The sequence below is a fragment of the Serratia sp. BIGb0234 genome (assembly GCF_024809915.1).
In the GTDB taxonomy this organism is placed as follows: Bacteria; Pseudomonadota; Gammaproteobacteria; order Enterobacterales; family Enterobacteriaceae; genus Serratia; species Serratia liquefaciens.
In genome coordinates this window covers 769,880-795,934 of the sequence record NZ_JANUEI010000002.1, presented here as the reverse complement: position 1 = coordinate 795,934, position 26,055 = coordinate 769,880, and the positions used below count along the sequence as shown (strand labels likewise).

Sequence of the window (26,055 nt, the reverse complement as noted above, 5' to 3'; positions counted from 1 at the left end):
TTATTTTAATACTCGCTAATCCAATAAGTATAATTTGGGGAATTGCCTTCATATGGGCATTGGGAGTACTAAATGTACAAGCTTAATATTATAACGGCTTGTGGGCTAGTAAAAGTACTATTCCCCGATCTACCAGTACTAGATGTTCTGGTAAATGAGATGCTACGATTTCTTCAAGACAACAATTTAGAATTAACCGAAAATATTGATCAATTCAATAGCGTATTCTGGCCTGTATTGTTCACGCTTTATGACGTGAAATTAATAAATATAGATGATGGAAGTACAATAGCATTTGTGATTCGAGATGAAAATATTGGAATTGCATATGGTAGTACTTTCTACTTTATCTGATAAATAATAAAACAGAATCTCCAAAGACAAAGTTACCGCAAGTGACATTGCGGTAACTTTTCGCAACTAAAAAAAGGAAAATGAATTCAATGAAGATAATCAAAGTAGAACAAGTAACAGTACGATTAACAGTATTCCAAGTTGAAGAACTTGATAGGCTTATCAGTACTGGCATTGTTAAAACAAAAGCAGCGGCGATACAACACATAGTCAATAAACATATTATTTTAGGAGGTGACAAGAACAAGTAAAGCAATGCGATAAGTAGTAAAGGGGCATCACACGGACGTTGAGATGCAAATATAAATGGAATTTGAAGTGGAACAGGAAAATAATAAACTAGTCTACGGTATTGGTACTAACGATCTAGCACGCAAGAAACAAAAACAAATTGAAATCGGACTAACTACACCTGAGTTTCGAAAAGATTGCTATAAGGCGTGGAACAGTCGTTTAGCGGCACAGAAGAATGGGAAAGCCACTGTTTGCACTGAATGGCTTACTTATTCTAACTTCGCACGCTGGTGGCTAGACACTCACATTGAAGACTGGTGCATTGACAAAGATTGGCTTACTGGTGGGAAAGAGTACTCTCCAAGTAATTGCGTTTGGATTCCGAATAAGATCAATTGTCTGATGTGTGATGGTCGTAAGAAAAGTAACAGTTTGCCAATGGGCGTGTCTCATAACAATGGTAGTTATTGTGCGAAATGTTGGGTTGGTGGACTTCACGTAAATAAAACTTTCAAATGTCCCAATCAAGCCCACAGGCAGTGGCAAGAGTGGAAGATTGAAGAGATTGATAATGTGATCTCGCAATTCAGTACTGAACCACGTTTAGATAGTCGTATTATCGACCGTCTCATTGAAGTAAGAGATAGTATCCAATCTGATTACGACAACAATATGTAAACGCAATAAAATAAAGCCCCGGACGTGGGGCTTATTCTTGGGGAAATAAAAAACTAACTAAACTATTTATGGTGTATAATGGCCGGGAAACAACAAAAAATAGACAATTCAAAATTAATTAGAATTGCAGGGAATAATAGTAAATATTCGGATCTGACTACCGAGGGCAAAGCAATCGTTATTGATGTTATTAGTAAATGTGCAGGCAAGAAAGGATACCCAAAAGAAAAAGTATACTTTGTTCTATTTAATTGCACTGAAATTAGCAGAGACACTGTTAAGCACTGGCTACAGTACTATTATGGGAAAAATAGTGGTGATTCAGTACCTACTGAGAGCACAGTACGCAAGTTTCTAACTATCACTAAGCAGATATCGGAAGCGATGGTTGATGCCAATACTAAAGGCATTAAGTTATTCAAGATTTCAAAGGATGGTCATTACTACCCAACAACAGTACAGAAGTATCAAATCGATAAAATGTACAATAATGGTGCATCCGCACAAGAAATGATTGAAGAACTACAGAGAATGATTGATGATGCGAAGTGATTTAATTGATGTTGCGACCACCTACTTCGCAGAATGGGTGTTTACTTCGCAAGATGGTGTAGTTGCTTCGCATGATGGCACAAAATATAGTATATATATCAACTGTTTATTCTCTACATGTAGTGTTGATTCGCATCTTGCGACCTTATATTAATATTTTCTCTATTCGAATTTTTATAATAAAGAATCGCCAAGTAAACTTGTCGTAGTCAAAGCTCGTAAACTCGCTTTAACTAAGAAAAATTAAATAGGGATTAAACTTGCGTTTTTTCTCCTTTCAGTCGAAAAGAACGCGGAGTTTTTGAGTCTTGCTTCGCCGACATGAAAGTACTAACTACCTCAAAATAACTACCTTGTTAGTAGCTAACGCACTTCGTTTGTTTTGGGATCGGGCTGTTAAAGCCCTTAGATAAAACTACCCAAGATAACTACTGAAAAGCCAGAAAGTAGAAAGACAAGTCGTCGCCCCGCTTGTGAGTCGGGACGTCCAATGGCCGACAGGCAGTACTAAAGCGGAGTTTTTGCCCGATCAATTATAACCCCCTCATGATAGTGATTTCGACATGTAGCACTGGCACTTGCATGAGACAATGATAAAGTACTGCAATGTTCAAATTCAAAGGACAATATATGATCGAGTTCGCAAGCGAGTATAAAGATTTGCTTACTATTAGTTTTAGTGCGTTATCATTCATAATTGCATGTACCGCATTGTTCTTCTCGGCAAGAACTGCTCTGCGAGACAGATCGAAACTATTGATCACCGCACGTACAGTAGCAGAGCCGTTCTACAAAAAGGTCTATAAAATTGAGGTTAAAGTTACAAATATAGGTAGACGAATTGCCGCAATAGAAGGTGTGCAATGCCATTATGAGCAAGGCTATACCTGTCGTGACTATATCGAGGAAGGAATTCATCTGAAGGAAAAAGAGAGGGTGGTACTCGATGTGGAAAGGCGTAGCACTATTCTCAATGGAGATGAAGGTGACGTCTATCAACTTGAAGATATCACTGTGTTAGATACTTAAGGGAAAGAGTACCGAATTAAGAACTCCAAAAAACTAGTAGAAAGATTAATAGCAGAGGGATGACTTAGCTATGGCATTAAATTGGAATGGAATAAAAAACATAGCAGATATTACTAAAATTACCATTTTTGCGTACTCATGCTATTTCTTCTTTAGGATGGGAGAGGCCTTTTTTTATGGCTATCCATTCAGTTACATCAGTGTAGATTCATCCAGTTTGTTTTCAGTACTGATAAAGTCATTAATGGCCTTATTGGCTGCTTTCATTATGATAAAAGCTGCGATGAAGTCAGATTATAGTGCTATTAGAAATACTACTATTGCATTTTTTGGTATGATCGCACTCGCAATTAATATGTATCAGAAAAACAACGACGTATATAAAACCCTTACATTTATTGCTTCTTATCTTTTTATTTTCTTTTCACTCTTTTCTATTGCTGATTCAATGAGGTTGTTTAACAATTCTGATGATGAAGCGATACAAAGACGAGCTATATTTAAAGCTGTATTTTATTCTTGGGTTATTTGTTTCGCGTTAGGGAATTATTACTATGGTTTCGCTCCTAATGGGTTATATCAGGATAAGGATGGACGTGTAATCATAGCTCAATACAATGACAAGTACATAATGAAACAGTGTAAAAGCAATGGGATTATGGCAACATATATAGCTGATATTCCAGATGGTATGTTAACTCCAGTACCGGAACATTATTTTGTTCGAGACGTTTTGAAAGCAAAATGTAATATACAAATAACCACGAACGATATAAAAGTTGATTAATGTTCGTTTTTGTCAGAGAGTGAGAATGAGAAGAATACTTTTTGCACTGGTGATGATCTCTCCAGTACTTCACGCAACAACTATACCTAACTTCGTCTGTACTGATATACGTGGTGGTACGTGGCGAACGGATGAATCATACTATACCCGTTTGAGTATTGAACAAGTACCTGCTTCTTATGAAATTTTCAAGTATGCAACTGATGAAAAACGTAAATACTACTCAGAAATCAATGTAGTTAATCATCCTGAAAATGATGGTTATTACTACGGGCATTTGTACTCTAGTCCAGATGGGTTAGATAGTTTTGATTTGAGATGTGAGAAGACTAAATGAAAGGGGTAAGTTATGAATGTAGTTGGAACACAGTTTGGTCAGTATAATGTAAATGGCAATGTTTATGTAATTACTGTTATTTTGGATAATGGGAACTATACTTTTGTAGTTGCTAATTTAACAAAGAAAATTTCTATGGTATATGTTGTTGATAGTGCAATAGCCAAAAGCATAGTTAGTAGTTCTAATCTAAATGCCTATCTGGAAATGGCTGAAGTCATTAAAAGTGATATTAAAAGCGGATTGATTTAAACAGTTGTCCCGATCACTGGGTATTATATATAGTATTAATAGTAAAATGATCGGGACAAGCCCTATGATGGTGAAATTAAAGCCGCCAAAATGTAGCGGCTCAGTACTGACTATTTTTCGATTGAAGAAGTGTTAAACGTGAAAGACTTCTCAATATCTTGATTGAATAAATTTGTGGACAGTCTTTCTATTTCTTTTTTGCAAAATAGTAATTTATCCTTAAGTTCGGGTTTTTCTCCCATAGCTAAAATTTGCTTTGAAACATTGCAAAAATCTCTAAGTGTGGAGAAAAGTAATTGTACTTCTGTTGAGCTTTTCACTTTCCATCTTCTACATGATTTCAATCTAAATTTTAATAGAAGTGCTGACCTGCCCCCAGTATTAGATACAACCGTTAGTTAGTAATGTCGGTTTGTTTATCTTCACATTTTCCATTCCGCCACCGTGCTGCAAACTCTGATGGCGTCTGATAATTCAGTGCTGAATGTGGACGACACTCGTTATAATCCTGCCGCCAGTTATTAATGATTTTCCTTGCATGAACGATATCGCTGAACCAGTGCTCATTCAGACATTCATCGCGAAATCGTCCGTTAAAGCTCTCAATAAATCCGTTCTGCGTTGGCTTGCCCGGCTGGATTAAGCGCAACTCAACACCATGCTCAAAAGCCCATTGATCCAGTGCGCGGCAAGTGAACTCCGGCCCCTGGTCAGTTCTTATCGTCGCCGGATAGCCCCGGAACAGTGCAATGCTGTCCAGAATTCGCGTGACCTGAACGCCTGAAATGCCGAATGCGATGGTAATTGTCAGACACTCCTTCGTGAAGTCGTCCACACAGGTCAGGCACTTGATCCTGCGACCGGTGGCCAGTGCGTCCATGACAAAATCCATCGACCAGGTCAGGTTGGGCGCCGCTGGGCGGAGCAGAGGCAGACGTTCTGTTGCCAGCCCTTTACGACGTCGCCTGCGTTTTACGCCCAGCCCGCTCAGATGATAAAGGCGGTACACGCGCTTATGATTAACATGAAGGCCTTCACGGCGCAGTAACTGCCAGATGCGGCGGTAGCCAAAACGCCTGCGCTCCAGTGCCAGCTCAGTGATGCGCCCTGATAAATGCGCATCAGCCGCCGGACGCTGAGCCTCATAGCGGCAGGTCGACAGGGACAAACCTGTAAGCTTGCAGGCACGACGTTGCGACAGACCGATCGCATCACACATAAACTCAACGGCTTCCCGCTTCTGGTCTGTCGTCAGTACTTTCGCCTCAGTGCCACCTGAAGTGCCTCCTTATCCAGCATGGCTTCGGCAAGCAGCTTCTTGAGTCTGGCGTTCTCTTCCTCAAGCAACTTCAGGCGCTTAACCTCGGGTACTTCCATGCCGCCATACTTCTTGCGCCAGGTATAAAAGGTGGCGTCGGAAATGGCGTGCTTGCGGCAGAGCTCACGGGCAGAAACCCCGGCTTCAGCCTCGCGGAGAATACTGATGATCTGTTCGTCGGAAAAACGCTTCTTCATGGGGGTGTCCTCATGTGGCTTATGAAGACATTACTAACATCGCGGTGTATTAATCAACGGGGAGCAGGTCAACTGGGGAGTTAGGCTCTTTAGGTAATGTAAACCAATGATGTATAAATTTACTTAAATATAGTCTGGCATCGATATCACCATATCTTTTCACTATCACTTTTTGAAATTGCTCTCTATTCATTGATAGTATGAATACAAAGTTATTAGTTGAAAAGACATGTTTTATTTTTTCTAAAATTTCAAGTGAAAAATCCGGCCTTGCTCTATCTAATTCATCTATTATAAACACCACTTTTTGTTTTCGGCTACTTTTTGTAATGTTTCTTTAAAATGTGCTAGGCTTAATTCGTCTTTTTCAGCGTTTTTTATCTTATCCTCAATTAATTTATCTATAGGGTCAGATATTCCATTTGAAATACTATCTCCTGCATCCTCAATGACAGTACCATTAACAAGACCTGCCGTGGCAATACTTATGCCTACTTTAGCTGATATACCTAGTAGGCTTTTACCAACAGCTTTTGCCCCATCAATAAAGCGTTTCTGTAGTTCAGGCTCTTTCTTTTCAATTAGGCTATATATTTTTGATGCGATAGCTAAGAATGCGTCTTGTTGATAATCATTCTCGAAAGCATCAAAATAAATTGCTTTTAAAGTGCTTGATTCTTTTTTGTTAAGGCTATTTTCCCATAATCGAAGGAATGTGGTTTTTCCGCTACCCCATCCATCATCAATTGCAAATACTAAACTCTCATCTTGTGAGTTAATAATTATATTTTCTAACTGTGTAGCAAAACGTCGTCTGTTGAATATGTCATTTTCATTGGTAAAGCCTTGGCTGTAATCTAATTCACGAGTGGTTAATCTCATTCATATTTCTCCCAGTAAGTAACCAAATATATAGTAATGGTCTAGGGCTAATCTTTTTATTCACACTTCCAAATAGTGTTTTGTACGCCACTACCAGCCGGGAGGTGAGGGTTCATGTTCGCAGAGTGTGTATATGTAGCCTTGCCCTTGCCGTAATGTTGGCAAGCTGCGTTGGCCGTTTTCTGTAGACTATCGAGTCCATACCAGCCATCGGACTGGATACTTACGGTTTTACCGTCGTTGTACTGAACTTGAGCACATCCTACCAAAATCAACGGAAGGCAAATTAGAGCCAATTTTTCATTGAACTTACCAATCCCAATTCACAGTAGTATCTAAGCCGCGTAGGTTCGTATGTTCAGTTCTGGTTGCTTGTCGCACTACCTGACCTGTAGCACGGTCGATGATGTCAAAGGACTCGATTTCAGTTTGTCCCATTGTTCCCTTAACTCTCATTTTGGTTTTGACGTACTCGAACCTGTCCCTCGGGTAGCTTTCTTCAAATTGTTCATCTGTCATTTTCATCATTCCCAGTAGGTGAGTAACCATAGACATCTTAGGGGGTGGATAGGTGGGTGACAATCCATCTGATTGCAAATTGTACATTTTGTTTCAAGATGTGTAATCTGAAGTTGATATCCCATCAAGAGGACTTACACATGGCAAAAGGTAAAGATCAACATGTAACTACCCATCCGGATGGATGGCAGGTAAAAGGTGAAGGTAACAGTCGTGCTACTGTTGTTACTGGCACGAAACAAGAAGCAATTGATGCGGGAAGGGCAATTGCCCGTAATCAAGAAAGTGAGTTAGTGATCCATAATCGGGATGGGAAAATTTCCAATTCTGACTCGCATGGGCACGATCCAAACCCACCAAAAGATACTAAGTAATTCGACAAAGGGGCCTTCAGGCTCCTTTTTATGGAGTCCACACTTGGGAGGAAAAGGTTGCAATTGACAGGTCAATCATGTTGCCTCCTGCGGTAAGGTGATCTGTAAGTCATTACACGTTGTTGCGGTCTTCGCCGCGCACAAAGGTATATCAGAGATCTTTCTATAGGGTTACCCACAATAGCAGCTAAGAATAGCAGGCTATGTGAGATTCGTCTGATGCTATCTCTACAACATGCATCACAATTCCGGGTCTTCAGGAATCGCTTCCTCGGCAGCCTTGCCGTCGCTGGCCACTGCGATAAAATAGCCGTTATTTCCCTGCCAAAGGAAAGGTTATGAAGCTGATATTCGCCTCCGATATACACGGTTCGCTACCCGCCACCGAAAGCGTGCTGGAACGTTTTGAGCAAAGCGGTGCCGACTGGCTGATCCTGCTGGGTGATTTGCTGAATCACGGGCCGCGAAATGCGTTGCCAGCGGGCTATCAACCGGCGCAGGTTGCTGAACAATTGAATCGCTATAGCGACAAGATCATCGCCGTTCGCGGCAACTGTGACAGTGAAGTTGATCAGATGTTATTGTCATTTCCCATCACCGCGTCTTGGCAGCAGGTGCTATTGCAAAAAAGACGATTGTTTTTAACCCACGGACACCTTTATCATCCCTCCGCACTGCCGCCGTTATCTGCCGGTGATGTGCTGGTCTACGGACACAGCCATTTACCGCAGGCGGAACGGCAGGGCGAAATTTACTGCTTTAATCCAGGATCGGTCAGCATTCCGAAAGGGGGCTTTCCCGCCAGCTATGGCATACTGGAGGACGGCATTTTAAGTGTGGTCACTTTGGACGGCGGCAAGGCTGTTGCAGAGGTGGCATTAACGCACTAATTTATACACACACAATAAAAATCTTTGAAAAACACTCATTGATTAACCAGTGCGCGGGATGCATCGCGCCAAAATAGAAGGTTTTAGAGGATGGCGGAACAGGGTCAGGCTGCAGATACCGAGTGGGTTGATATCGTCAACGAGCAAAATGAAGTGATTGCTCAATCCAGTCGCCAACAGATGCGTGCTCAACGGCTGCGTCATCGTGCTACCTATATTGTGGTGCATGATGGAATGGGAAAAATTCTGGTGCAGCGTCGCACCGACATTAAAGATTTCTATCCGGGTTGGCTGGACGCCACTGCCGGTGGCGTAGTGCAAAGCGGGGAGAACGTGCTTGACTCCGCTCGCCGCGAGGCGGAAGAGGAACTGGGCATTGCCGGCGTGCCTTTTGCCGAGCACGGGCTGTTCTACTTTGAAGAAGAGCAGTGCCGGGTGTGGGGTGCGCTGTTCAGCTGTGTCTCGCATGGCCCATTTGCACTGCAGGAAGAAGAAGTGGTTGAGGTTAGCTGGCTGACGCCGGAAGAAATCACCGCCCGCTGCGACGAATTCACGCCGGACTCGTTAAAAGCGCTGTCGCTATGGCTGACGCGCAACAACGAACAGGCCTATGGCAAGCCGTTGCGCGATAGCGATGAAAATGCCTGATGCGTTCGCGCAAATAAAAAAACCGGTCAATTGACCGGTTTTTTTTATCTGATAATCCGGGGATTATCAGGCTTTGACTGCTGCTGCATCAGCCTGGGAAGACTGAATGGCGGTCAGGGCGACGGTATAAACGATGTCGTCTACCAGTGCGCCACGTGACAGGTCGTTCACCGGCTTGCGCATGCCTTGCAGCATTGGCCCGATGGACACCAGGTCAGCAGAACGCTGTACCGCTTTGTAGGTGGTGTTACCGGTGTTCAGGTCTGGGAAGATGAACACGGTAGCCTGGCCTGCAACCGGAGAGTTTGGCGCTTTGGACTTGGCGACGTCGGCCATGATGGCGGCGTCGTACTGCAGTGGGCCGTCGATGATCAGGTCAGGACGTTTTTCCTGCGCCAGACGGGTCGCTTCACGCACTTTCTCAACGTCGCTACCCGCGCCGGAGTTACCGGTGGAGTAGGAGATCATGGCAACGCGTGGTTCGATACCGAAGGCCGCAGCGGAATCTGCCGACTGGATCGCGATTTCAGACAGCTGTTCTGCGGTTGGGTCCGGGTTGATCGCACAGTCGCCGTATACCAGAACCTGGTCAGGCAGCAGCATGAAGAACACGGAGGACACCAGCGAGCTGCCCGGTGCCGTTTTGATCAACTGCAACGGTGGACGGATGGTGTTGGCGGTGGTGTGAACCGCGCCTGAAACCAGGCCGTCGACTTCGCCTTTCTCCAGCATCAGGGTGCCGAGAACCACGTTATCTTCCAGTTGCTCGCGCGCAACCACTTCGGTCATGCCCTTGCTCTTACGCAGCTCAACCAGACGTGGAACGTACTGCTCGCGCACGGCGACCGGATCAACAATCTCGATGCCTTTGCCGAGCTCAACGCCCTGCGCAGCGGCAACGCGCTGGATCTCTTCCGGGTTACCCAACAGCACGCACTCAGCGATACCACGTTCGGCGCAGATAGCCGCCGCTTTCACGGTACGCGGCTCGTCGCCTTCCGGCAGCACGATGCGTTTGCCGGCTTTACGTGCCAGCTCGGTCAGCTCATAGCGGAACGCCGGTGGAGACAGGCGACGCGAACGCTCGGAGGTCGCAGTCAGTGACTCGATCCATTCGGCGTTGATGTGGCTAGCCACGTAGTTCTGCACTTTCTCGATGCGCTGGTGGTCATCCGCCGGCACTTCGAGGTTGAAGCTTTGCAGGCTCAGCGAGGTCTGCCAGGTGTTGGTTTCGACCATAAAGACCGGCAGGCCGGTTTGGAACGCACGTTCACACAGCTTTCTGATTGGCTCGTCGATAGCGTAGCCGCCGGTCAGCAGCACTGCGCCGATTTCCACGCCGTTCATCGCGGCCAGACAGGCAGAAACCAGCACGTCAGGACGGTCTGCCGAGGTGACCAGCAGTGAACCCGGACGGAAGTGTTCCAGCATGTGCGGAATGCTGCGCGCACAGAAGGTTACAGACTTCACGCGACGGGTCATGATGTCGCCTTCATTGACCACGGTGGCCTTCAGGTGACGGGCCATGTCGATAGCGCGGGTCGCGATCAGGTCGAAGCTCCACGGCACGCAGCCCAGCACTGGCAGCGGGCTGTTGGCGAACAGTTGCGCCGGGTCAACGTTGGTTACGCTGGCCTTGGTGGAGTCGTCGAAGATCTCGGACAGGTCAGGACGGGTGCGGCCCTGCTCGTCAACCGGGGCGTTCAGCTTGTTGATGATCACGCCGGTGATGTTTTTGTTCTTGCTGCCGCCGAAGCTGCTGCGAGCCAGCTCGATGCGCTCTTTCAACTGAGCCGGGGAATCATTGCCCAGTGCCAGTACAAAAACGATTTCCGCATTCAGGGTCTTGGCGATTTCATAGTTGAGCGCGTTGGCGAACTGGTGTTTACGGGTCGGCACCAGGCCTTCGATCAGCACCACTTCCGCGTCTTTGGTGTTCTCGTGATAGCGCGCCACGATCTCTTCCATCAGCACGTCTTGCTGGTTGGAGCTCAGCAGGCCTTCAACGTAGCTCATGCGCAGCGGTTCGGCCGCCGTGATGGTGGAGTTGCTGCTGCGGATGATGGTGGTGGTCTGGTCGAGCGAGTCGCCGCCGGTGCGTGGTTGAGCGATAGGTTTGAACACGCTCAGGCTAACGCCTTTTTGCTCCATGGAGCGGATGACACCCAGGCTGACGCTGGTCAGGCCGACGCTGGTGCCGGTGGGGATCAACATAATTGTACGTGACACAGAATAGTCCTCTTCACGAATTAACATGAGGCTAAAACAGCACCGTCAGCCTGGGCTGACGGTGTCGGAGAGCGTTACGCGGTCAGACGGGATGCGTCTTGCGCGATGACCAACTCTTCGTTGGTCGGGATAACCAGCGCCAGGCGGCTGCCGTCTTTGGTGATGGCGCCGGATTTACCGAAGCGAGCGGCCATGTTGCGTTCGTGGTCAATCTCGAAGCCCAGCAGGCCCAGTTTGTCTAGGGTCAGCTCACGCACCATACCGGCGTTTTCGCCGATGCCGCCGGTGAAGATCACCGCGTCCAGACGGCCGTCCATCAGTGCGCTGTAAGCGCCGATATACTTGGCCAGACGGTGGCAGAATACGTCCATAGCGCGTTTTGCATCGGCTTTGGTTGCGTAGTTGTCTTCAACGTAACGGCAGTCGCTGGTGACTTCGGTCAGGCCCAGCAGGCCAGATTCTTTGGTCAGCATTTTGTTGATTTGATCAACGCTCATGCCCAGAGAGTCGTGCAGGTGGAAGATGATCGCCGGATCGATGTCACCGCTGCGGGTGCCCATGACCAGGCCTTCCAGCGGGGTCAGACCCATAGAAGTGTCAACGCATTTGCCGTTGCGCACTGCGGTTACGGAACCGCCGTTGCCCAGGTGGCAGGTGATCAGGTTAACTTCTTCAACCGGCTTGTTCAGCACTTTCGCAGCTTCTTGAGTTACGTAGAAGTGGCTGGTGCCGTGTGCGCCATAGCGACGAACGCTGTGGTCACGGTACAGGCTGTACGGCAGGGCGTACAGGTAGGATTCTTCCGGCATGGTCTGGTGGAACGCGGTGTCGAACACGGCAACGTTTTTATCCGCCAGTTTAGGGAAGGATTTCAATGCCTCAGCGATACCGATCAGGTGCGCTGGGTTATGCAGTGGTGCAAATGGCACCGAATCTTTGATACCCTGCAAGACTTCGTCATTGATTACGGCAGAAGAAGTGAACTTCTCGCCGCCGTGCACAATGCGGTGACCGATAGCGGTCAGCTGTGCAGAAAGCTCCGGTTTTTGTGCCAGAATAGTATTAACAATGTAGTTCAGTGCTTCGCTATGCGCAGCGCCGGCACCCAGAGCCGCTTCGTGTTTGGCGCCGTCCATCTTCCACTTGAGGCGAGCCTCAGGCAGGTGGAAACATTCGGCCAGGCCGGAGAGGTGTTCTTCACCGTTGACAGCATCGATGATAGCGAACTTCAGGGAAGAACTGCCGCAGTTCAGGACCAGTACTAGCTTACTCGACATGGAAGTACCTACTTAAATAGTTCGTGTTGTTAAAGGAAATACCAAAACACGTGGTGAATTAATCGTCAATCAGACAACAAGCGTAGCGCATAATGCCGTTGACATTTATGATTAACATCATGTGAATTGCATAAACCACATGACGATGAAAAAACCGATGATTTCTCTGCGGTTTAAATAATCTTGATTTTTATAGGGCTAAAAGTTGACAGAATTATTGTCATCTTCTACCGGCCAAAAGGCCGGCCTAGGATACCGATAGCCCGAGGCAAACACAAAATAAATTTAAAGCTTCAAATTTTTTAGTATGTGTTGGCCGTGCCCTTATTTTTCTTTGTGACGTTGAGGTACGCGATGACGAGCAAACCGTCCGGTTCCGTAAGCTGGTTTCAGGTCTTCCAGCGCGGGCAGCATTACATGAAAACCTGGCCGTCAGACAAACGTCTGGCTCCGGTCTTTCCGGAGAATCGCGTTGCGAGTGCCACCCGCTTTGCCGTCCGCTTTATGCCGCCGCTGGCGGTGTTTACCCTGACCTGGCAGATTGCCCTGGGGGGCCAACTGGGCCCGGCGATCGCCACCGCACTGTTTGCCTGCAGCATGCCGATGCAGGGTCTGTGGTGGTTGGGCCGTCGTTCGGTTACCCCGTTGCCGCCCACGCTGCTGCAGTGGTTCCATGAGGTACGCAACAAGCTGACGGAAGCCGGTCAGGCCGTCGCGCCGGTAGAAGGCACGCCAACCTACCAGTCGCTGGCAGACCTGCTGAAGCGCGCCTTCAAGCAGTTGGATAAAACCTTCCTGGATGACCTTTAACACTAAAAATGGCCGTATTGATGGCGGCCATTTTAGCGTTCTGGCCAATAACCCCCGTTCAAATCAAAGAACCGGCGAGTTGTGATTTCCTGTGATATTGCGCTGTGCGATGCTTTCGCCATGAGTAATTTATCGAGGAAATTATAATGGAAATGACCCACGCCCAACGCCTGATCCTGTCGAACCAATACAAGATGATGACCCTGCTGGACCCGGATAACGCCGAACGTTACCGTCGCTTGCAGACCATTATCGAACGCGGTTTTGGCCTGCAGATGCGCGAGCTGGATCGCGACTTCGGCGAAATGAGCGAAGACGTGTGCCGCACCATTATCAACGTGATGGAAATGCACCACGCGCTGCAGGTTTCCTGGGACAATCTGAAAGACAAACAAGGTATTGAAGCCCGCCGCCTGGCGTTTCTCGGCTTTGACGCCGCGACCGAGGCGCGCCATCTGAGCTACGTGCGTTTCCTGGTTAACACCGAGGGGCGCTATACTCATTTCGATTCCGGCAGCCACGGCTTCAACGCCCAAACCAAAATGTGGGAAAAGTACCAGCGTATGCTGGCTATCTGGCTGTCATGCCCACGCCAGTATCACTTGAGCGCCGTTGAGATAGCGCAAATTATCAATGCCTGATTAAAAGAGGTTTCCTGTGGAGTGTAAGGGTTTTCTGTTCGATCTTGATGGGACGTTGGTGGATTCATTGCCTGCGGTAGAGCGCGCCTGGGTTAACTGGGCCAAACGCCGCGGCGTTGATCCGCAGGACGTGCTGGATTTTATTCACGGTAAACAGGCCATTACCTCGTTGCGTCATTTTATGCCGGGTGAAAGCGAGGCGGCGATCCAGCAGGAGTTTCTGCTGCTGGAACAGGTGGAAGCGCAGGACACCGAGGGCGTTACCGCACTGCCCGGCGCCGCTGCCTTGTTGGCGCGCTTGAATCAACTCGACATTCCCTGGGCGATCGTCACTTCCGGCTCGATCCCGGTAGCTACCGCTCGGCGGAACGCCGGTGGCCTACCACAGCCGGAGGTTTTCATTACTGCCGAGCAGGTGAAAAAGGGCAAGCCGCAGCCGGATGCGTACCTGCTGGGGGCTGAGCGCCTGGGGTTGGCACCGCAAGATTGTGTGGTGGTGGAAGACGCCGCTGCCGGCATTCTTTCCGGGTTGGCCGCAGGCTGCCAGGTGATTGCCGTCAATGCACCAGCCGATGCGCCAAAGTTGGATCAGGTCGATCTGCTGCTGTCATCGCTTGAGCAGATCGCCGTGAGCAAAACGGAGCAGGGCGCCGCGATTAACCTGGTGGCGTAACGCGTTATCTTCACCCAAATTGATTAGACCCCGCACCCGCGGGGTTTTTTTATGCTAATTTTTAAGCCCTTGGATATCTCTGCCGGGTGAGGCCGTTTTGAACAGCGAATTACTGTGGGTGCTGAGTTTACTGTTGATTGCCATTGTGTTGTTTACCACCAATAAACTGCGTATGGACGTAGTGGCGTTGCTGGTGATCATCGCCTTTGTGCTGAGCGGTACCCTGACCCTGCCGGAGGCCACGGTCGGGTTCAGCGATCCCAACGTGATCCTGATTGCTGCGCTGTTCGTGATTGGTGAAGGGCTGGTGCGTACCGGGGTGGCTTATCAGGTGGGAGACTGGCTGGTGAAGGTCGCCGGCAGTAGCGAAACCAAAATGCTGATGTTGTTGATGGTCACCGTCGCCGGCCTGGGGGCATTCATGAGCTCGACCGGCGTGGTGGCAATTTTTATCCCGGTAGTGCTCAGCGTGGCGGCGCGAATGAAAATTGCCCCGGGAAGGTTGATGATGCCGCTGAGCTTTGCCGGCCTGATCAGCGGCATGATGACCCTGGTGGCGACCCCGCCGAACATGGTGGTAAACAGCGAGCTGGTGCGCGAAGGCATCAGCGGTTTTGGCTTCTTCGGCGTGACGCCGGTAGGCCTGGCGGTGCTGGTGTTGGGCGTGGGCTATATGCTGGTGGCTCGCCGTTGGCTGGGTAATGAAGACGGCGATAAGACGCGCGAAACCTGGCAGCGACGCACCTTCCGCGATCTGATCCGTGACTACAAGCTGACCGGCCGGGCGCGTCGGCTGGCGCTGCGCAGCGGTTCGCCGCTGGTGGGACATTCGCTGGACGAGCTGCACCTGCGTGCTCGCTACGGCGCCAATGTGGTGGGCATTGAACGCTGGAAGCGCTTTCGGCGGGTAATGGTCAGCGCATCCGGCAGCACCGAGCTGCGCGAAGGCGATGTGCTGCTGCTCGACATGTCGGACAGCCAGGTCGATTTACGGGAATTCTGCAGTGAGCAGCAACTGGAACCTATGGTTCTGCGCGGCGACTATTTTTCCGAGCAGTCGCGCAACGTCGGTATGGCGGAAGTGTCGTTGATTCCTGACTCGACGCTATTGGGCAAAAGCCTGCGCGAATCCGCCTTTCGCAGCCGTTACGATCTGAACGTGGTGGGGATCCGCCGCAATGGCGAAACCCTGGCGGGCAAGCTGGTGGATGAGCCCCTGGCGCTGGGCGACATTCTGTTGGTGATTGGCGACTGGAAGGCGATTCGCCAACTGCAGGCCAAAACCCACGATTTTATCGTGCTCAATCTGCCTGCCGAGGTCGACGAGGTTGCGCCGGCCATCACCCAGGCGCCGCACGCATTATTCTGTCTGGCGTTGATGGTGGCGATGATGCTGACCGACGAGATCCCCAATCCGATCGCCGCATTGATTGCCTGCCTGCTGATGGGTAAGTTCCGCTGTATCGACATGGAAAGTGCCTACAAATCGATCCACTGGCCGAGCATTATTTTGATTGTCGGCATGATGCCCTTTGCTCAGGCATTGCAGAAGACTGGCGGGGTGGATTTGATCGTGCGCGGGTTAATGGACGTTGCCGGCGGTGCCGGGCCAAGGGTGATGCTGGTGTGCCTGTTTGTTCTGTGCGCCACGATTGGGTTGTTTATCTCCAATACGGCAACCGCGGTGTTGATGGCGCCGATCGCCATTGCCGCCGCCCGCGAAATGGGGGTGTCACCGTACCCGTTTGCCATGATTATCGCCATTGCCGCTTCGGCGGCCTTTATGACGCCGGTTTCTTCCCCGGTGAACACGTTGGTGTTGGGGCCAGGGAATTATAAGTTCGGTGATTTTGTGCGTATGGGCGTGCCGTTCACGCTGCTGGTGATGCTGGTTAGCGTGATTATCGTGCCCTGGCTGTATGCATTTTAACGGCGCAGCGGGCTGCGCCATAAGATTTACAGGGAGGAGTCGAGGCTGATTTCGTCCAGCGACAGGCTGAAGCTGGGAATAAACACGTTCATGAAATAGTCCATTTCCGGGCTGCTGCGCTGCTGCAAGGTCTTGTCCAATCGCGCCTTCGCCAGCTTGAATTCGTTATTGCCGGCAGACAGCTCCTCCAGACACTTCAGGTAGGCGCACAGCGCATCGGCCTGCTTCACCACCAACTTTTCGTCCTCGGTGTAATAGTGCTCGTCGAGAATCGAGCGGAAATCGTTGCGCAATTCGGCCGGGATCATATCCAGCAGTTTCTGCTGGGCGATCTTTTCGATCTTCTTGTACTCGTGGGCGATCTGCGGATTGTAGTATTTGATCGGCGTCGGCATATCGCCGGTGATCACTTCACTGGCATCGTGGTACATCGCCAGCAGGGCGACACGCTCGGCGCTCAGGTTGCCATTGAACTTCCGGTTCTTGATCACCGCCAGCGCATGGGCGACAAATGCCACCTGCAGGCTGTGCTCGGAAACGTTCTCGGTACGTACATTGCGCATCAGCGGCCAGCGGTTAATCAGTTTCAAACGTGACAGATGGGCAAAAAAGTGGCTCTGGCTCATGGTGCTCTCTTATACAACGGCAAGTGAGGGTTCCATTGTGAGCAGTGATGGCGGGTTATGCAACTCAGGCAGTGCGGTGATGGGGGAGAAGGGCGCAGCAGGCTGCGCCCATCATGACTATTGACGATAGCCTTCCAGGAAGCGGCCCAGTTTGCCGACCGCCATTTCCAGTTCATCTACACGCGGCAGCGTAACGATGCGCACATGATCCGGGTACGGCCAGTTGAAGGCGCTGCCCTGCACCAGCAGCACTTTTTCCTGCAGCAGCAGATCCAGCACCAATTTCTGATCGTCGTGAATATTAAAACGTTTGGCATCGATGCGTGGGAACATATACAGCGCGCCCTGAGGTTTCACGCAGGAAACCCCTGGGATTTCGTTCAACAGTTCCCAGGTGCGATTACGCTGTTCATACAGACGGCCGCCGGGTTGAATAAATTCGCTGATGCTTTGGTAACCGCCCAGTGCGGTTTGAATAGCGTGCTGCATCGGTACGTTAGCGCACAGACGCATCGACGCCAGCATTTCCAGGCCTTCGATATAGCCTTTGGCGTGTTTTTTCGGCCCGTTCAGCACCATCCAACCCTGACGGAAACCCGCCACACGGTAAGTTTTGGACAATCCGTTAAAGGTGACGGTCAGCAGGTCCGGTGCCAGCGCGGCGATCGAATGGTGTTCGGCTTCGTCATACAGAATTTTGTCGTAAATCTCATCGGAGAAGATGATCAGGTTGTGCTGACGGGCGATCTCGACGATCTGCTCCAGCAAGGCCTTGCTGTACACCGCACCGGTTGGGTTGTTCGGGTTGATGATCACGATGCCGCGGGTGCGTGGAGTGATCTTGCTGATGATGTCATCCAGATCCGGGAACCAGCCGGCTTGCTCATCGCACAGATAATGCACGGCTTTACCGCCGGACAGCGAAACTGCCGCGGTCCACAGTGGGTAATCCGGCGCCGGCACCAGCATTTCGTCGCCGCTATTGAGCAACGCCTGCATGGATTGCACGATCAGCTCGGAAACCCCGTTGCCAATGTAGATATCCTCAACGGTCACGTCGCGTATGTTGCGGGCCTGGTAGTGCTGCATGATCGCTTTGCGCGCCGAGAAGAGCCCTTTGGAATCAGAATAGCCTTGCGCCGTGGGCAAATTGCGGATCACGTCGACCAGGATTTCATCAGGGGCATCGAAACCGAATGGGGCTGGGTTGCCGATGTTCAGTTTCAGGACTTTATTGCCTTCTTCTTCAAGACGTTTAGCTTCTTTGAGCACCGGGCCACGAATGTCATAGCAGACGTTGTCCAGTTTGCTGGATTTCTCAATGGGGGACATAAAAAGTTGAGCCTTTTGCTGGGATGGGGGCGTTCCTACCGTGGAATGCCGCAACCTGCCCAATGTACTCCTGGCGCGGGCGCTTTTGAAGGGCCATGCACGCCTTTGGTGCAAACGAAGGGGGTAACGCAGGAACCCAGGTGAGATAAGCAATGTTAAAGTGTTTTGGTGGGTTTTAGTGCTGCGTTTTATTTTGAAATTGGTATTTAATTCTGTCTTTGTGGTGGTGTGCAGTCATAATTACCCGGTATCATCCCCGTAACGGAACGGGACCCGACAAACGGGTTATCCGGCCAAAGATTAAAGAAGTTAAAATGTAAAGAAATGATAATGCCAGAGTAGTCTGATAGCGGGATGTCAATCGGCGATCCAAACTGAAAGACAAGGATGAATTACATTAGCCGTATTTCAGTTTCTATCTTAAGCGCTGTTTAAGTAGTTATTTCTGATTTATTCACGCAATAAATGTTACTGATTGAATTTATTAAAGTCATGAAAAAATGAACCAGACGTTACGCTGCGAACTACGGATTTTTCTGTGCAGAAAACGGCGCTGAGGCCAGTCTGGACGCGGGAGTTATGCAGCACGATTGGTGTGGAAATCTCACGCGTTGAATGAGTAAAATATTTAACCCGGTAAAAATGAAACACTTTCACCACTTATAAAGTACGGCATTTCTATAAGCATTCACGATAGATCACATTTTAAAAGGCGATAGAGGTAACGAAATAAAAGTAATTTTTTTGCCCTCCACTTATGAGTGGGGTACTGTCATGTCTGGCATCGTCCTTTAACGATGTCTTAGAAACACACCAGGGTAGTTTGTAAATTAGAATTCAAAAAGTGAAGAAAACACTATGACAACTGCAAATCGTCCGATACTCAATCTCGACCTCGATCTGCTAAGAACCTTTGTAGCTGTTGCTGATTTGAATACTTTTGCGGCGGCGGCAGTCGCCGTTTGTCGCACTCAATCAGCCGTCAGCCAACAAATGCAGCGGTTAGAGCAACTGGTTGGCAAAGAGTTGTTTGCCCGACATGGGCGCAATAAATTACTGACCGAACACGGTATTCAGCTTCTCGGCTACGCCAGGAAAATCCTGCGCTTCAATGACGAAGCCTGTACTTCGTTGATGTACAACAATATAAAGGGTGTTCTGACTATTGGCGCTTCCGACGATACCGCCGATACCATCCTGCCTTTCTTGCTTAACCGCGTCACGTCGGTGTACCCAAAACTGGCGATTGATGTCCGGGTGAAACCCAGCTCGTTCATGGTCGACATGCTGGAAAGCGGCGAAGTCGATCTGGCCATCACCACTATAGCTGCCGCAGATCGCCCGCACATTGTGCTGCGTACCTCGCCAACCCTGTGGTATTGCGCGGCCGATTACCATTTCCAGGCTGGCGAACCGATCCCGTTGGTGGTGATGGACGATCCAAGTCCATTCCGCGCGATGGCGATCAAACACCTGGATGACGCCGGGATCCCATGGCGGATCGCCTATGTGGCTTCGACGCTTTCCGCCGTTCGCGCCGCCTGTAAGGCCGGGCTGGGCATTACCGTTCGCCCAATAGAAATGATGAGTCCGGACCTGCGTGTGCTTGGTGCAACCGAGGGGTTACCCGCGTTGCCTGATACTCAATACAGCCTGTGCAAGGATCCTCAGTGCGGTAATGAGCTGGCGATGGCGATATTCAGCGCCATGCAAAACGGCAACGACAGCTACAGCTTCAGCGGGCCCGGCGCATCGCTGCAAGATGACGCCTGTCTGGTTGACGATGAGGAATAATGCCAAAAAGCGTTAAACCCAATGAAAAAACCTCTGCTTCGGCGGAGGTTTTTTTTGGCCAAAATTCGGTAAAAGTTTTATTTATGTCGAGTTCATTTTATTCAGATATCGAAGTGGGTATTTATTTAAGTTTTGCTGGGTGATGAGAACGGTTATCAGACGAAAAAAATGACTTTCGCTGTTTTTTTGAACGATTAATTTCACCGCTAAAGACCTGGAATAGATAGGGTTATTTTGATAGCGTGTCACGGCGATTTTTACCGCAAGAATTGACAAAATTTATTAAAGGGCCACACTTTTTTTGAGGTTTTATGCTGAAAACGTGTCCTGGATCAAAAAAATACCCCTAGGTAGTGAGTGGAAGAACAGGAGATTCCTGAGACAATGGTATAGTAAAACTGAAATGTGCATGTTGGTTTATATCTATCTGTTTCTACACGGCAATTAACTGACACGATTTAGCCTAAGCCAGGCGCATCAAATGTTAATTAAATGATACGTATGTAAACTAGTGTGTAGATACTTTTGTCAAAGTTGACAAAAGGTTATAGAAAGGAGTAAAAAGCCCACAGTAAAACGCTGCCTAACTCGCTGTAAAAGCAGTTTGTTTGTGTGGTTTATTTATCCTTCCCTTAAATCGATGTGGTGCACTAACTGCCAGATACAAGAGCAGAGCGATCGACGCCACTTTTGATGAGTAAGCATAGAGTATGTCAACAACCACTGAAGTTATCGCTCATCACTGGGCGTTCGCCGTATTTTTTGTCGTGGCTATCGGGCTTTGCGGTTTAATGCTGCTGGGCGCGTTCTTCCTGGGTGGGAGAGCCCGTGCGCGTGCCAAACATACCCCGTTTGAATCAGGCATCGACTCTGTCGGCACGGCGCGTATGCGTCTGTCCGCCAAGTTCTACCTGGTCGCCATGTTCTTCGTTATTTTCGATGTTGAAGCCTTGTACCTGTACGCCTGGTCGGTCTCCATTCGCGAGAGCGGTTGGGTTGGCTTCATCGAAGCCGCCATTTTCATTTTGGTGCTATTGGCCGGTCTGTTTTATCTGGTGCGTATCGGCGCATTGGACTGGACACCGTCGCGTTCCAAACGTCTGAGTAAACCAGGCACGATCACTAACACCAACAGTCATCCGCAGTAGTCGGTAAAAAACGAGGCATTAAGATGGACTATACGCTCACCCGCATAGACCCGAACGGTGAGAACGACCGTTACCCCCTGCAAAAACAGGAGGTCGTCGCCGATCCCCTGGATCAACAGGTTCACCGCACGGTTTACATGGGTAAACTCGAACATGCATTGCATGACATGGTGAACTGGGGGCGTAAAAACTCTATTTGGCCCTATAACTTTGGCCTTTCGTGCTGTTACGTGGAGATGGTGACGTCGTTTACCGCCGTTCACGACGTGGCTCGTTTTGGTGCCGAAGTATTGCGTGCTTCGCCGCGTCAGGCTGACCTGATGGTCGTAGCCGGTACCTGCTTTACCAAGATGGCCCCGGTTATTCAGCGCCTGTACGAACAGATGCTGGAGCCAAAGTGGGTGATCTCCATGGGTGCCTGTGCCAACTCCGGCGGCATGTACGATATCTATTCCGTCGTGCAGGGCGTGGACAAATTCTTGCCGGTCGACGTGTATATCCCGGGTTGTCCACCGCGTCCAGAAGCTTACATGCAGGCGCTGATGCTGCTGCAGGAATCGATCGGCAAAGAACGCCGTCCGCTGTCCTGGGTTGTCGGCGATCAGGGCGTTTACCGCGCCAATATGCAGTCTGAAAGAGAGCGTAAACACGGCGAGCGTATCGCGGTGACCAACCTTCGGACGCCTGACGAGATTTAAGACGTTCATTTAACGTCCATCTTAGTGCGCTATTGGTTAACACAGCGAAAAGTGAACTTGCGGCGAAATAACCCTTTAGTGTGGTGAAAAAAAATTATGACAGATTCAACGACGCACGACGCCTTGCCGGCCTGGCAGACCCGAGATCACCTCGACGATCCGGTGATTGGCGAACTGCGCAACCGTTTTGGGCCGGAAGCCTTCACTGTTCAGCCCTCCCGTACCGGAATGCCCGTGGTATGGGTCAAGCCTGACCAGTTACTGGAAGTAATGACGTTTTTGAGAAAACAGCCGAAGCCTTACGTCATGCTGTTCGATCTGCATGGCGTGGACGAGCGTCTTCGCACCCACCGCGACGGTTTGCCGGCCGCGGATTTTTCTGTTTTCTACCATCTGATTTCTATCGAACGCAACCGCGATATCATGCTGAAAGTGGCGCTGTCTGAAAAAGACCTGCACGTGCCCACAGCAACCAAGGTTTTCCCTAATGCCAACTGGTATGAGCGCGAAACCTGGGAAATGTTCGGTATTACCTTCGACGGCCACCCGCACCTGACGCGCATCATGATGCCGCAAACCTGGGAAGGCCACCCGCTGCGTAAGGATTATCCGGCGCGCGCCACCGAGTTCGATCCCTTTGTGTTGACCAAACAGAAAGAAGATCTGGAAATGGAAGCGCTGACCTTCAAGCCGGAAGACTGGGGCATGAAGCGTGGCACCGAGAACGAGGACTTCATGTTCCTCAACCTTGGCCCGAACCACCCATCTGCGCACGGTGCATTCCGTATCATTCTGCAACTGGATGGCGAAGAGATCGTCGACTGCGTTCCTGATATCGGTTACCACCACCGTGGCGCCGAGAAAATGGGCGAGCGTCAGTCCTGGCACAGCTACATTCCGTACACCGACCGTATCGAGTACCTCGGCGGCTGCGTGAACGAAATGCCTTACGTGTTGGCGGTTGAAAAGCTGGCCGGTATCAAGGTGCCGGAGCGCGTTGACACTATCCGCGTAATGCTGTCCGAACTGTTCCGCATCAACAGCCACCTGCTGTACATCAGTACGTTCATTCAAGACGTCGGCGCCATGACCCCGGTGTTCTTCGCCTTTACCGACCGTCAGAAAATCTACGATCTGGTGGAAGCGATCACCGGTTTCCGTATGCACCCGGCCTGGTTCCGTATTGGCGGTGTTGCACACGATCTGCCGCGCGGTTGGGATCGTCTGCTGCGTGAATTCCTGGAGTGGATGCCAAAACGCCTGGATTCCTACGTCAAGGCTGCGCTGAAGAACAGTATCCTGAAAGGCCGTTCCGTGGGTGTTGCATCCTACAATGCCAAAGAGGCATTGGAGTGGGGCGTGACCGGCGCCGGCCTGCGTGCTACCGGTATCGAGTTCGACGTGCGCAAATGGCGTCCGTATTCCGGCTATGAGAATTTCGACTTCGAAATCCCGGTCGGCGACGGCAACAGCGATTGCTACACCCGCGTGATGCTGAAGGTAGAAGAGCTGCGCCAGAGCCTGCGCATCCTTGAGCAGTGCCTGAACAACATGCCGGAAGGCCCGTTCAAGGCCGATCACCCGCTGACCACGCCGCCGCCGAAAGAGCGTACGCTGCAGCACATTGAAACGCTGATCACCCACTTCCTGCAGGTTTCCTGGGGCCCGGTGATGCCAGCCAACGAATCATTCCAGATGATTGAAGCCACCAAAGGGATCAACAGCTACTACCTGACCAGCGACGGCAGCACCATGAGCTACCGCACCCGGGTACGTACGCCAAGCTTCGCGCACCTGCAGCAAATCCCAGCGGTAATCCGTGGCAGCCTGGTCTCCGACCTGATCGTCTATCTGGGTAGTATCGATTTTGTAATGTCAGATGTGGACCGCTAACTATGCATGATCAAAAAGACAATCACGCGAATAACGAAGCGCTTGAACCCATCAATGCGGCCGCTCCTCAGAGCGGCGTTGATGCATTTGAGCTGAGCGCGGAAGAACGTGATGCGATCGAGCACGAAAAGCACCATTACGAGGATCCACGCGCCGCCTCAATCGAAGCACTGAAAATTGTGCAGAAGCAGCGCGGCTGGGTTCCGGACGGTGCGATTTATGCCATCGCGGAAGTGCTGGGCATTCCTGCCAGCGACGTAGAAGGCGTGGCCACGTTCTACAGCCAGATTTTCCGTCAGCCAGTAGGACGTCACGTGATCCGTTATTGTGACAGCGTTGTTTGTCACATCACCGGTTACCAGGGCATTCAGGCCGCCATCGAGAAGAAGCTGAGCATCAAACCGGGTCAAACCACCTTTGATGGTCGCTTCACTCTGCTGCCAACCTGCTGTCTGGGCAACTGCGATAAAGGGCCGACCATGATGATTGATGAGGACACTCACAGTCAGCTGAAGCCTGAAGATATCGAGACGCTACTGGAGCAGTATCAATGATTAAAGACATTGTACGCACTCCCGAAATGCACCCGCTGACCTGGCGACTGCGCGATGACAAACAGCCGGTCTGGCTGGATGAATACCGCAGCAAAAACGGCTATGCGGGCGCCGAAAAGGCCATTAAAGGCCTGGCTCCGGACGAGATCGTCAACCTGGTGAAAGACGCCGGGTTGAAAGGCCGCGGCGGCGCAGGTTTCTCCACCGGTCTGAAGTGGAGCCTGATGCCGAAAGACGAATCCATGAACATCCGTTACCTGCTGTGTAACGCCGATGAAATGGAGCCGGGCACCTATAAAGACCGCTTGCTGATGGAACAGATGCCGCACCTGTTGGTGGAAGGCATGCTGATCTCGGCTTTCGCGCTGAAGGCTTACCGCGGCTATATCTTCCTGCGCGGTGAGTACATCGAAGCGGCGGTGCATTTGCGTCGTGCGATTGCCGAAGCTACCGAAGCCGGGTATCTGGGCAAGAACATCATGGGCAGCGGTTTCGACTTCGAGCTGATTGTTCATACCGGTGCCGGTCGCTACATCTGCGGCGAAGAAACCGCGCTGATTAACTCGCTGGAAGGCCGCCGCGCCAACCCGCGCTCCAAGCCACCATTCCCGGCTTCCTCCGGCGTATGGGGCAAACCGACCTGCGTTAACAACGTAGAAACCCTGTGTAACGTGCCGGCCATTCTGGCGAACGGCATTGACTGGTACAAGGGGATCTCCGCCGGCAAAAGTAACGACGCCGGGACCAAACTGATGGGCTTCTCCGGCCGGGTGAAAAACCCAGGCGTTTGGGAGCTGCCGTTTGGTACCACCGCACGTGAAATTCTGGAAGATTACGCCGGTGGCATGCGTGACGGACTGCGTTTCAAAGCCTGGCAGCCAGGTGGTGCAGGGACCGACTTCCTGACTGCCGATCATCTCGATTTGCCGATGGACTTCGAGAACATCGGTAAAGCCGGCAGCCGTCTTGGCACCGCGCTGGCGATGGCGGTGGACCACGAAATCGGTATGGTTCCGTTGGTGCGCAACCTGGAAGAGTTCTTCGCTCGCGAGTCCTGCGGTTGGTGTACGCCATGCCGTGACGGCCTGCCGTGGAGCGTGAAGATCCTGCGTGCGTTGGAAAATGGCCAAGGGCAGCCGGGGGATATCGAAACCCTCGAGCAGCTGTGCCGTTCCCTCGGCCCGGGCAAAACCTTCTGCGCCCACGCGCCAGGTGCCGTAGAGCCACTGCAAAGCGCAATTAAATATTTCCGTGAAGAGTTCGAAGCGGGCATCGCCGTGAAGCATTTCAGTAACGCGCATGCGATTGGCGGCATTCAGCCGAACAACCTGCTGAAGCAACGCTGGTAAGCCGACTCGCCCCGACGACACGGCCAGAATTTTTGATTAACGCCTGCCGC

General features: G+C 50.4%; 28 protein-coding genes. 21 read left to right on the top strand and 7 right to left on the bottom strand.

What is annotated here, in order from left to right:
- The first annotated feature begins 72 nt into the window (after nucleotides 1-72).
- From M2407_RS10700 to M2407_RS10665, 8 genes are all read left to right on the top strand, one after another.
- The gene (locus M2407_RS10700) at nucleotides 73-354 is read left to right on the top strand and encodes a hypothetical protein (RefSeq protein WP_259217988.1); all 282 of its coding nucleotides are present in this window, start codon (nucleotides 73-75) and stop codon (nucleotides 352-354) included.
- Between the two features lie 89 nt (nucleotides 355-443).
- Entirely contained in the window at nucleotides 444-605 is a 162-nt protein-coding gene (locus M2407_RS10695) for a hypothetical protein (RefSeq protein WP_259217987.1), read from the top strand.
- 55 nt (nucleotides 606-660) lie between these two features.
- Complete coding sequence (locus tag M2407_RS10690) at nucleotides 661-1,266, top strand: hypothetical protein (protein ID WP_259217985.1); 606 nt, start codon at nucleotides 661-663, stop codon at nucleotides 1,264-1,266.
- Nucleotides 1,267-1,344: 78 nt separating this feature from the next.
- The gene (locus M2407_RS10685) at nucleotides 1,345-1,818 is read left to right on the top strand and encodes a hypothetical protein (protein WP_259217982.1); all 474 of its coding nucleotides are present in this window, start codon (nucleotides 1,345-1,347) and stop codon (nucleotides 1,816-1,818) included.
- A 630-nt stretch (nucleotides 1,819-2,448) separates the two neighbouring features.
- Nucleotides 2,449-2,847: a hypothetical protein gene (locus M2407_RS10680; protein WP_259217980.1), complete on the top strand. Its 399-nt coding sequence runs from the start codon at nucleotides 2,449-2,451 to the stop codon at nucleotides 2,845-2,847.
- Between the two features lie 70 nt (nucleotides 2,848-2,917).
- The gene (locus M2407_RS10675; RefSeq protein WP_259217978.1) at nucleotides 2,918-3,634 is read left to right on the top strand and encodes a hypothetical protein; all 717 of its coding nucleotides are present in this window, start codon (nucleotides 2,918-2,920) and stop codon (nucleotides 3,632-3,634) included.
- 25 nt (nucleotides 3,635-3,659) lie between these two features.
- Nucleotides 3,660-3,971, top strand: coding sequence for a hypothetical protein (locus M2407_RS10670; RefSeq protein WP_259217975.1), 312 nt, complete (start codon nucleotides 3,660-3,662; stop codon nucleotides 3,969-3,971).
- 12 nt (nucleotides 3,972-3,983) lie between these two features.
- Nucleotides 3,984-4,223 carry a hypothetical protein gene (locus M2407_RS10665; protein ID WP_259217974.1) on the top strand — a complete coding sequence of 80 codons (240 nt, stop codon included), beginning with the start codon at nucleotides 3,984-3,986 and terminating at the stop codon, nucleotides 4,221-4,223.
- A 394-nt stretch (nucleotides 4,224-4,617) separates the two neighbouring features.
- Here M2407_RS10665 and M2407_RS10660 read toward each other — a convergent pair.
- The 3 genes from M2407_RS10660 to M2407_RS10655 form a co-directional block, all read right to left on the bottom strand.
- A protein-coding gene (locus tag M2407_RS10660; RefSeq protein WP_259217972.1) for an IS3 family transposase occupies nucleotides 4,618-5,738 on the bottom strand; the annotation gives its coding sequence in 2 pieces (ribosomal slippage) (nucleotides 4,618-5,489 and nucleotides 5,489-5,738; 1,122 coding nt in all).
- Nucleotides 5,739-5,787: 49 nt separating this feature from the next.
- Entirely contained in the window at nucleotides 5,788-6,039 is a 252-nt protein-coding gene (locus M2407_RS26300) for a P-loop NTPase fold protein (RefSeq protein WP_409049648.1), read from the bottom strand.
- The gene (locus M2407_RS10655) at nucleotides 6,030-6,620 is read right to left on the bottom strand and encodes a KAP family NTPase (protein WP_259217971.1); all 591 of its coding nucleotides are present in this window, start codon (nucleotides 6,618-6,620) and stop codon (nucleotides 6,030-6,032) included. The genes M2407_RS26300 and M2407_RS10655 overlap by 10 nt, the downstream gene beginning before the upstream one ends.
- A 659-nt stretch (nucleotides 6,621-7,279) precedes the next feature.
- On the opposite strand from M2407_RS10655, the gene M2407_RS10650 reads away from it, so the two are divergent.
- The 3 genes from M2407_RS10650 to yfcD all read left to right on the top strand — a co-directional run bounded on the left by M2407_RS10650 (nucleotide 7,280) and on the right by yfcD (nucleotide 9,051).
- Nucleotides 7,280-7,513: a DUF2188 domain-containing protein gene (locus tag M2407_RS10650; RefSeq protein WP_259217970.1), complete on the top strand. Its 234-nt coding sequence runs from the start codon at nucleotides 7,280-7,282 to the stop codon at nucleotides 7,511-7,513.
- A gap of 338 nt (nucleotides 7,514-7,851) precedes the next feature.
- On the top strand, nucleotides 7,852-8,403 hold the full coding sequence (gene yfcE / locus M2407_RS10645; RefSeq protein WP_020827860.1) for a phosphodiesterase: 552 nt from the start codon (nucleotides 7,852-7,854) through the stop codon (nucleotides 8,401-8,403).
- A 90-nt stretch (nucleotides 8,404-8,493) separates the two neighbouring features.
- On the top strand, nucleotides 8,494-9,051 hold the full coding sequence (gene yfcD, locus M2407_RS10640) for an NUDIX hydrolase YfcD (RefSeq protein ID WP_020827859.1): 558 nt from the start codon (nucleotides 8,494-8,496) through the stop codon (nucleotides 9,049-9,051).
- Nucleotides 9,052-9,117: 66 nt separating this feature from the next.
- Here yfcD and pta read toward each other — a convergent pair whose 3' ends face one another.
- Nucleotides 9,118-11,280, bottom strand: coding sequence for a phosphate acetyltransferase (pta, locus tag M2407_RS10635; RefSeq protein ID WP_041415539.1), 2,163 nt, complete (start codon nucleotides 11,278-11,280; stop codon nucleotides 9,118-9,120).
- Between the two features lie 74 nt (nucleotides 11,281-11,354).
- Nucleotides 11,355-12,557, bottom strand: a complete 1,203-nt coding sequence (gene ackA / locus M2407_RS10630) for an acetate kinase (RefSeq protein ID WP_020827857.1) — start codon at nucleotides 12,555-12,557, stop codon at nucleotides 11,355-11,357.
- Between the two features lie 354 nt (nucleotides 12,558-12,911).
- Between ackA and yfbV the strand changes: the two genes are divergently transcribed.
- The 4 genes from yfbV to M2407_RS10610 all read left to right on the top strand — a co-directional run bounded on the left by yfbV (nucleotide 12,912) and on the right by M2407_RS10610 (nucleotide 16,611).
- Nucleotides 12,912-13,367, top strand: a complete 456-nt coding sequence (gene yfbV / locus M2407_RS10625) for a terminus macrodomain insulation protein YfbV (protein WP_020827856.1) — start codon at nucleotides 12,912-12,914, stop codon at nucleotides 13,365-13,367.
- Nucleotides 13,368-13,513: 146 nt separating this feature from the next.
- A complete protein-coding gene (locus M2407_RS10620; protein ID WP_020827855.1) occupies nucleotides 13,514-14,008 on the top strand; it encodes a YfbU family protein in 495 nt (164 codons plus the stop codon).
- A gap of 16 nt (nucleotides 14,009-14,024) precedes the next feature.
- Nucleotides 14,025-14,681, top strand: a complete 657-nt coding sequence (locus tag M2407_RS10615; RefSeq protein WP_046373051.1) for a sugar phosphatase — start codon at nucleotides 14,025-14,027, stop codon at nucleotides 14,679-14,681.
- 97 nt (nucleotides 14,682-14,778) lie between these two features.
- Nucleotides 14,779-16,611, top strand: a complete 1,833-nt coding sequence (locus tag M2407_RS10610) for an SLC13 family permease (protein ID WP_232807826.1) — start codon at nucleotides 14,779-14,781, stop codon at nucleotides 16,609-16,611.
- A 26-nt stretch (nucleotides 16,612-16,637) separates the two neighbouring features.
- Here the strand turns inward: M2407_RS10610 and yfbR are convergent, their stop codons facing one another.
- Complete coding sequence (gene yfbR, locus M2407_RS10605; RefSeq protein WP_020827852.1) at nucleotides 16,638-17,237, bottom strand: 5'-deoxynucleotidase; 600 nt, start codon at nucleotides 17,235-17,237, stop codon at nucleotides 16,638-16,640.
- A 117-nt stretch (nucleotides 17,238-17,354) separates the two neighbouring features.
- Entirely contained in the window at nucleotides 17,355-18,569 is a 1,215-nt protein-coding gene (locus M2407_RS10600; protein ID WP_020827851.1) for a pyridoxal phosphate-dependent aminotransferase, read from the bottom strand.
- 858 nt (nucleotides 18,570-19,427) lie between these two features.
- On the opposite strand from M2407_RS10600, the gene lrhA reads away from it, so the two are divergent.
- The 6 genes from lrhA to nuoF all read left to right on the top strand — a co-directional run bounded on the left by lrhA (nucleotide 19,428) and on the right by nuoF (nucleotide 26,005).
- Entirely contained in the window at nucleotides 19,428-20,363 is a 936-nt protein-coding gene (gene lrhA / locus M2407_RS10595; RefSeq protein WP_044552638.1) for a transcriptional regulator LrhA, read from the top strand.
- A gap of 710 nt (nucleotides 20,364-21,073) precedes the next feature.
- A complete protein-coding gene (locus M2407_RS10590) occupies nucleotides 21,074-21,511 on the top strand; it encodes an NADH-quinone oxidoreductase subunit A (RefSeq protein WP_020827849.1) in 438 nt (145 codons plus the stop codon).
- A 23-nt stretch (nucleotides 21,512-21,534) separates the two neighbouring features.
- Nucleotides 21,535-22,209, top strand: a complete 675-nt coding sequence (locus M2407_RS10585) for an NADH-quinone oxidoreductase subunit B family protein (RefSeq protein ID WP_012146021.1) — start codon at nucleotides 21,535-21,537, stop codon at nucleotides 22,207-22,209.
- A gap of 96 nt (nucleotides 22,210-22,305) precedes the next feature.
- Nucleotides 22,306-24,102, top strand: a complete 1,797-nt coding sequence (gene nuoC / locus M2407_RS10580; protein WP_020827848.1) for an NADH-quinone oxidoreductase subunit C/D — start codon at nucleotides 22,306-22,308, stop codon at nucleotides 24,100-24,102.
- A gap of 2 nt (nucleotides 24,103-24,104) precedes the next feature.
- On the top strand, nucleotides 24,105-24,656 hold the full coding sequence (gene nuoE / locus M2407_RS10575; RefSeq protein WP_104410952.1) for an NADH-quinone oxidoreductase subunit NuoE: 552 nt from the start codon (nucleotides 24,105-24,107) through the stop codon (nucleotides 24,654-24,656).
- Complete coding sequence (gene nuoF / locus M2407_RS10570; RefSeq protein WP_020827846.1) at nucleotides 24,653-26,005, top strand: NADH-quinone oxidoreductase subunit NuoF; 1,353 nt, start codon at nucleotides 24,653-24,655, stop codon at nucleotides 26,003-26,005. Before nuoE ends, nuoF begins: the two co-directional genes overlap by 4 nt.
- Nucleotides 26,006-26,055 lie beyond the last annotated feature (50 nt).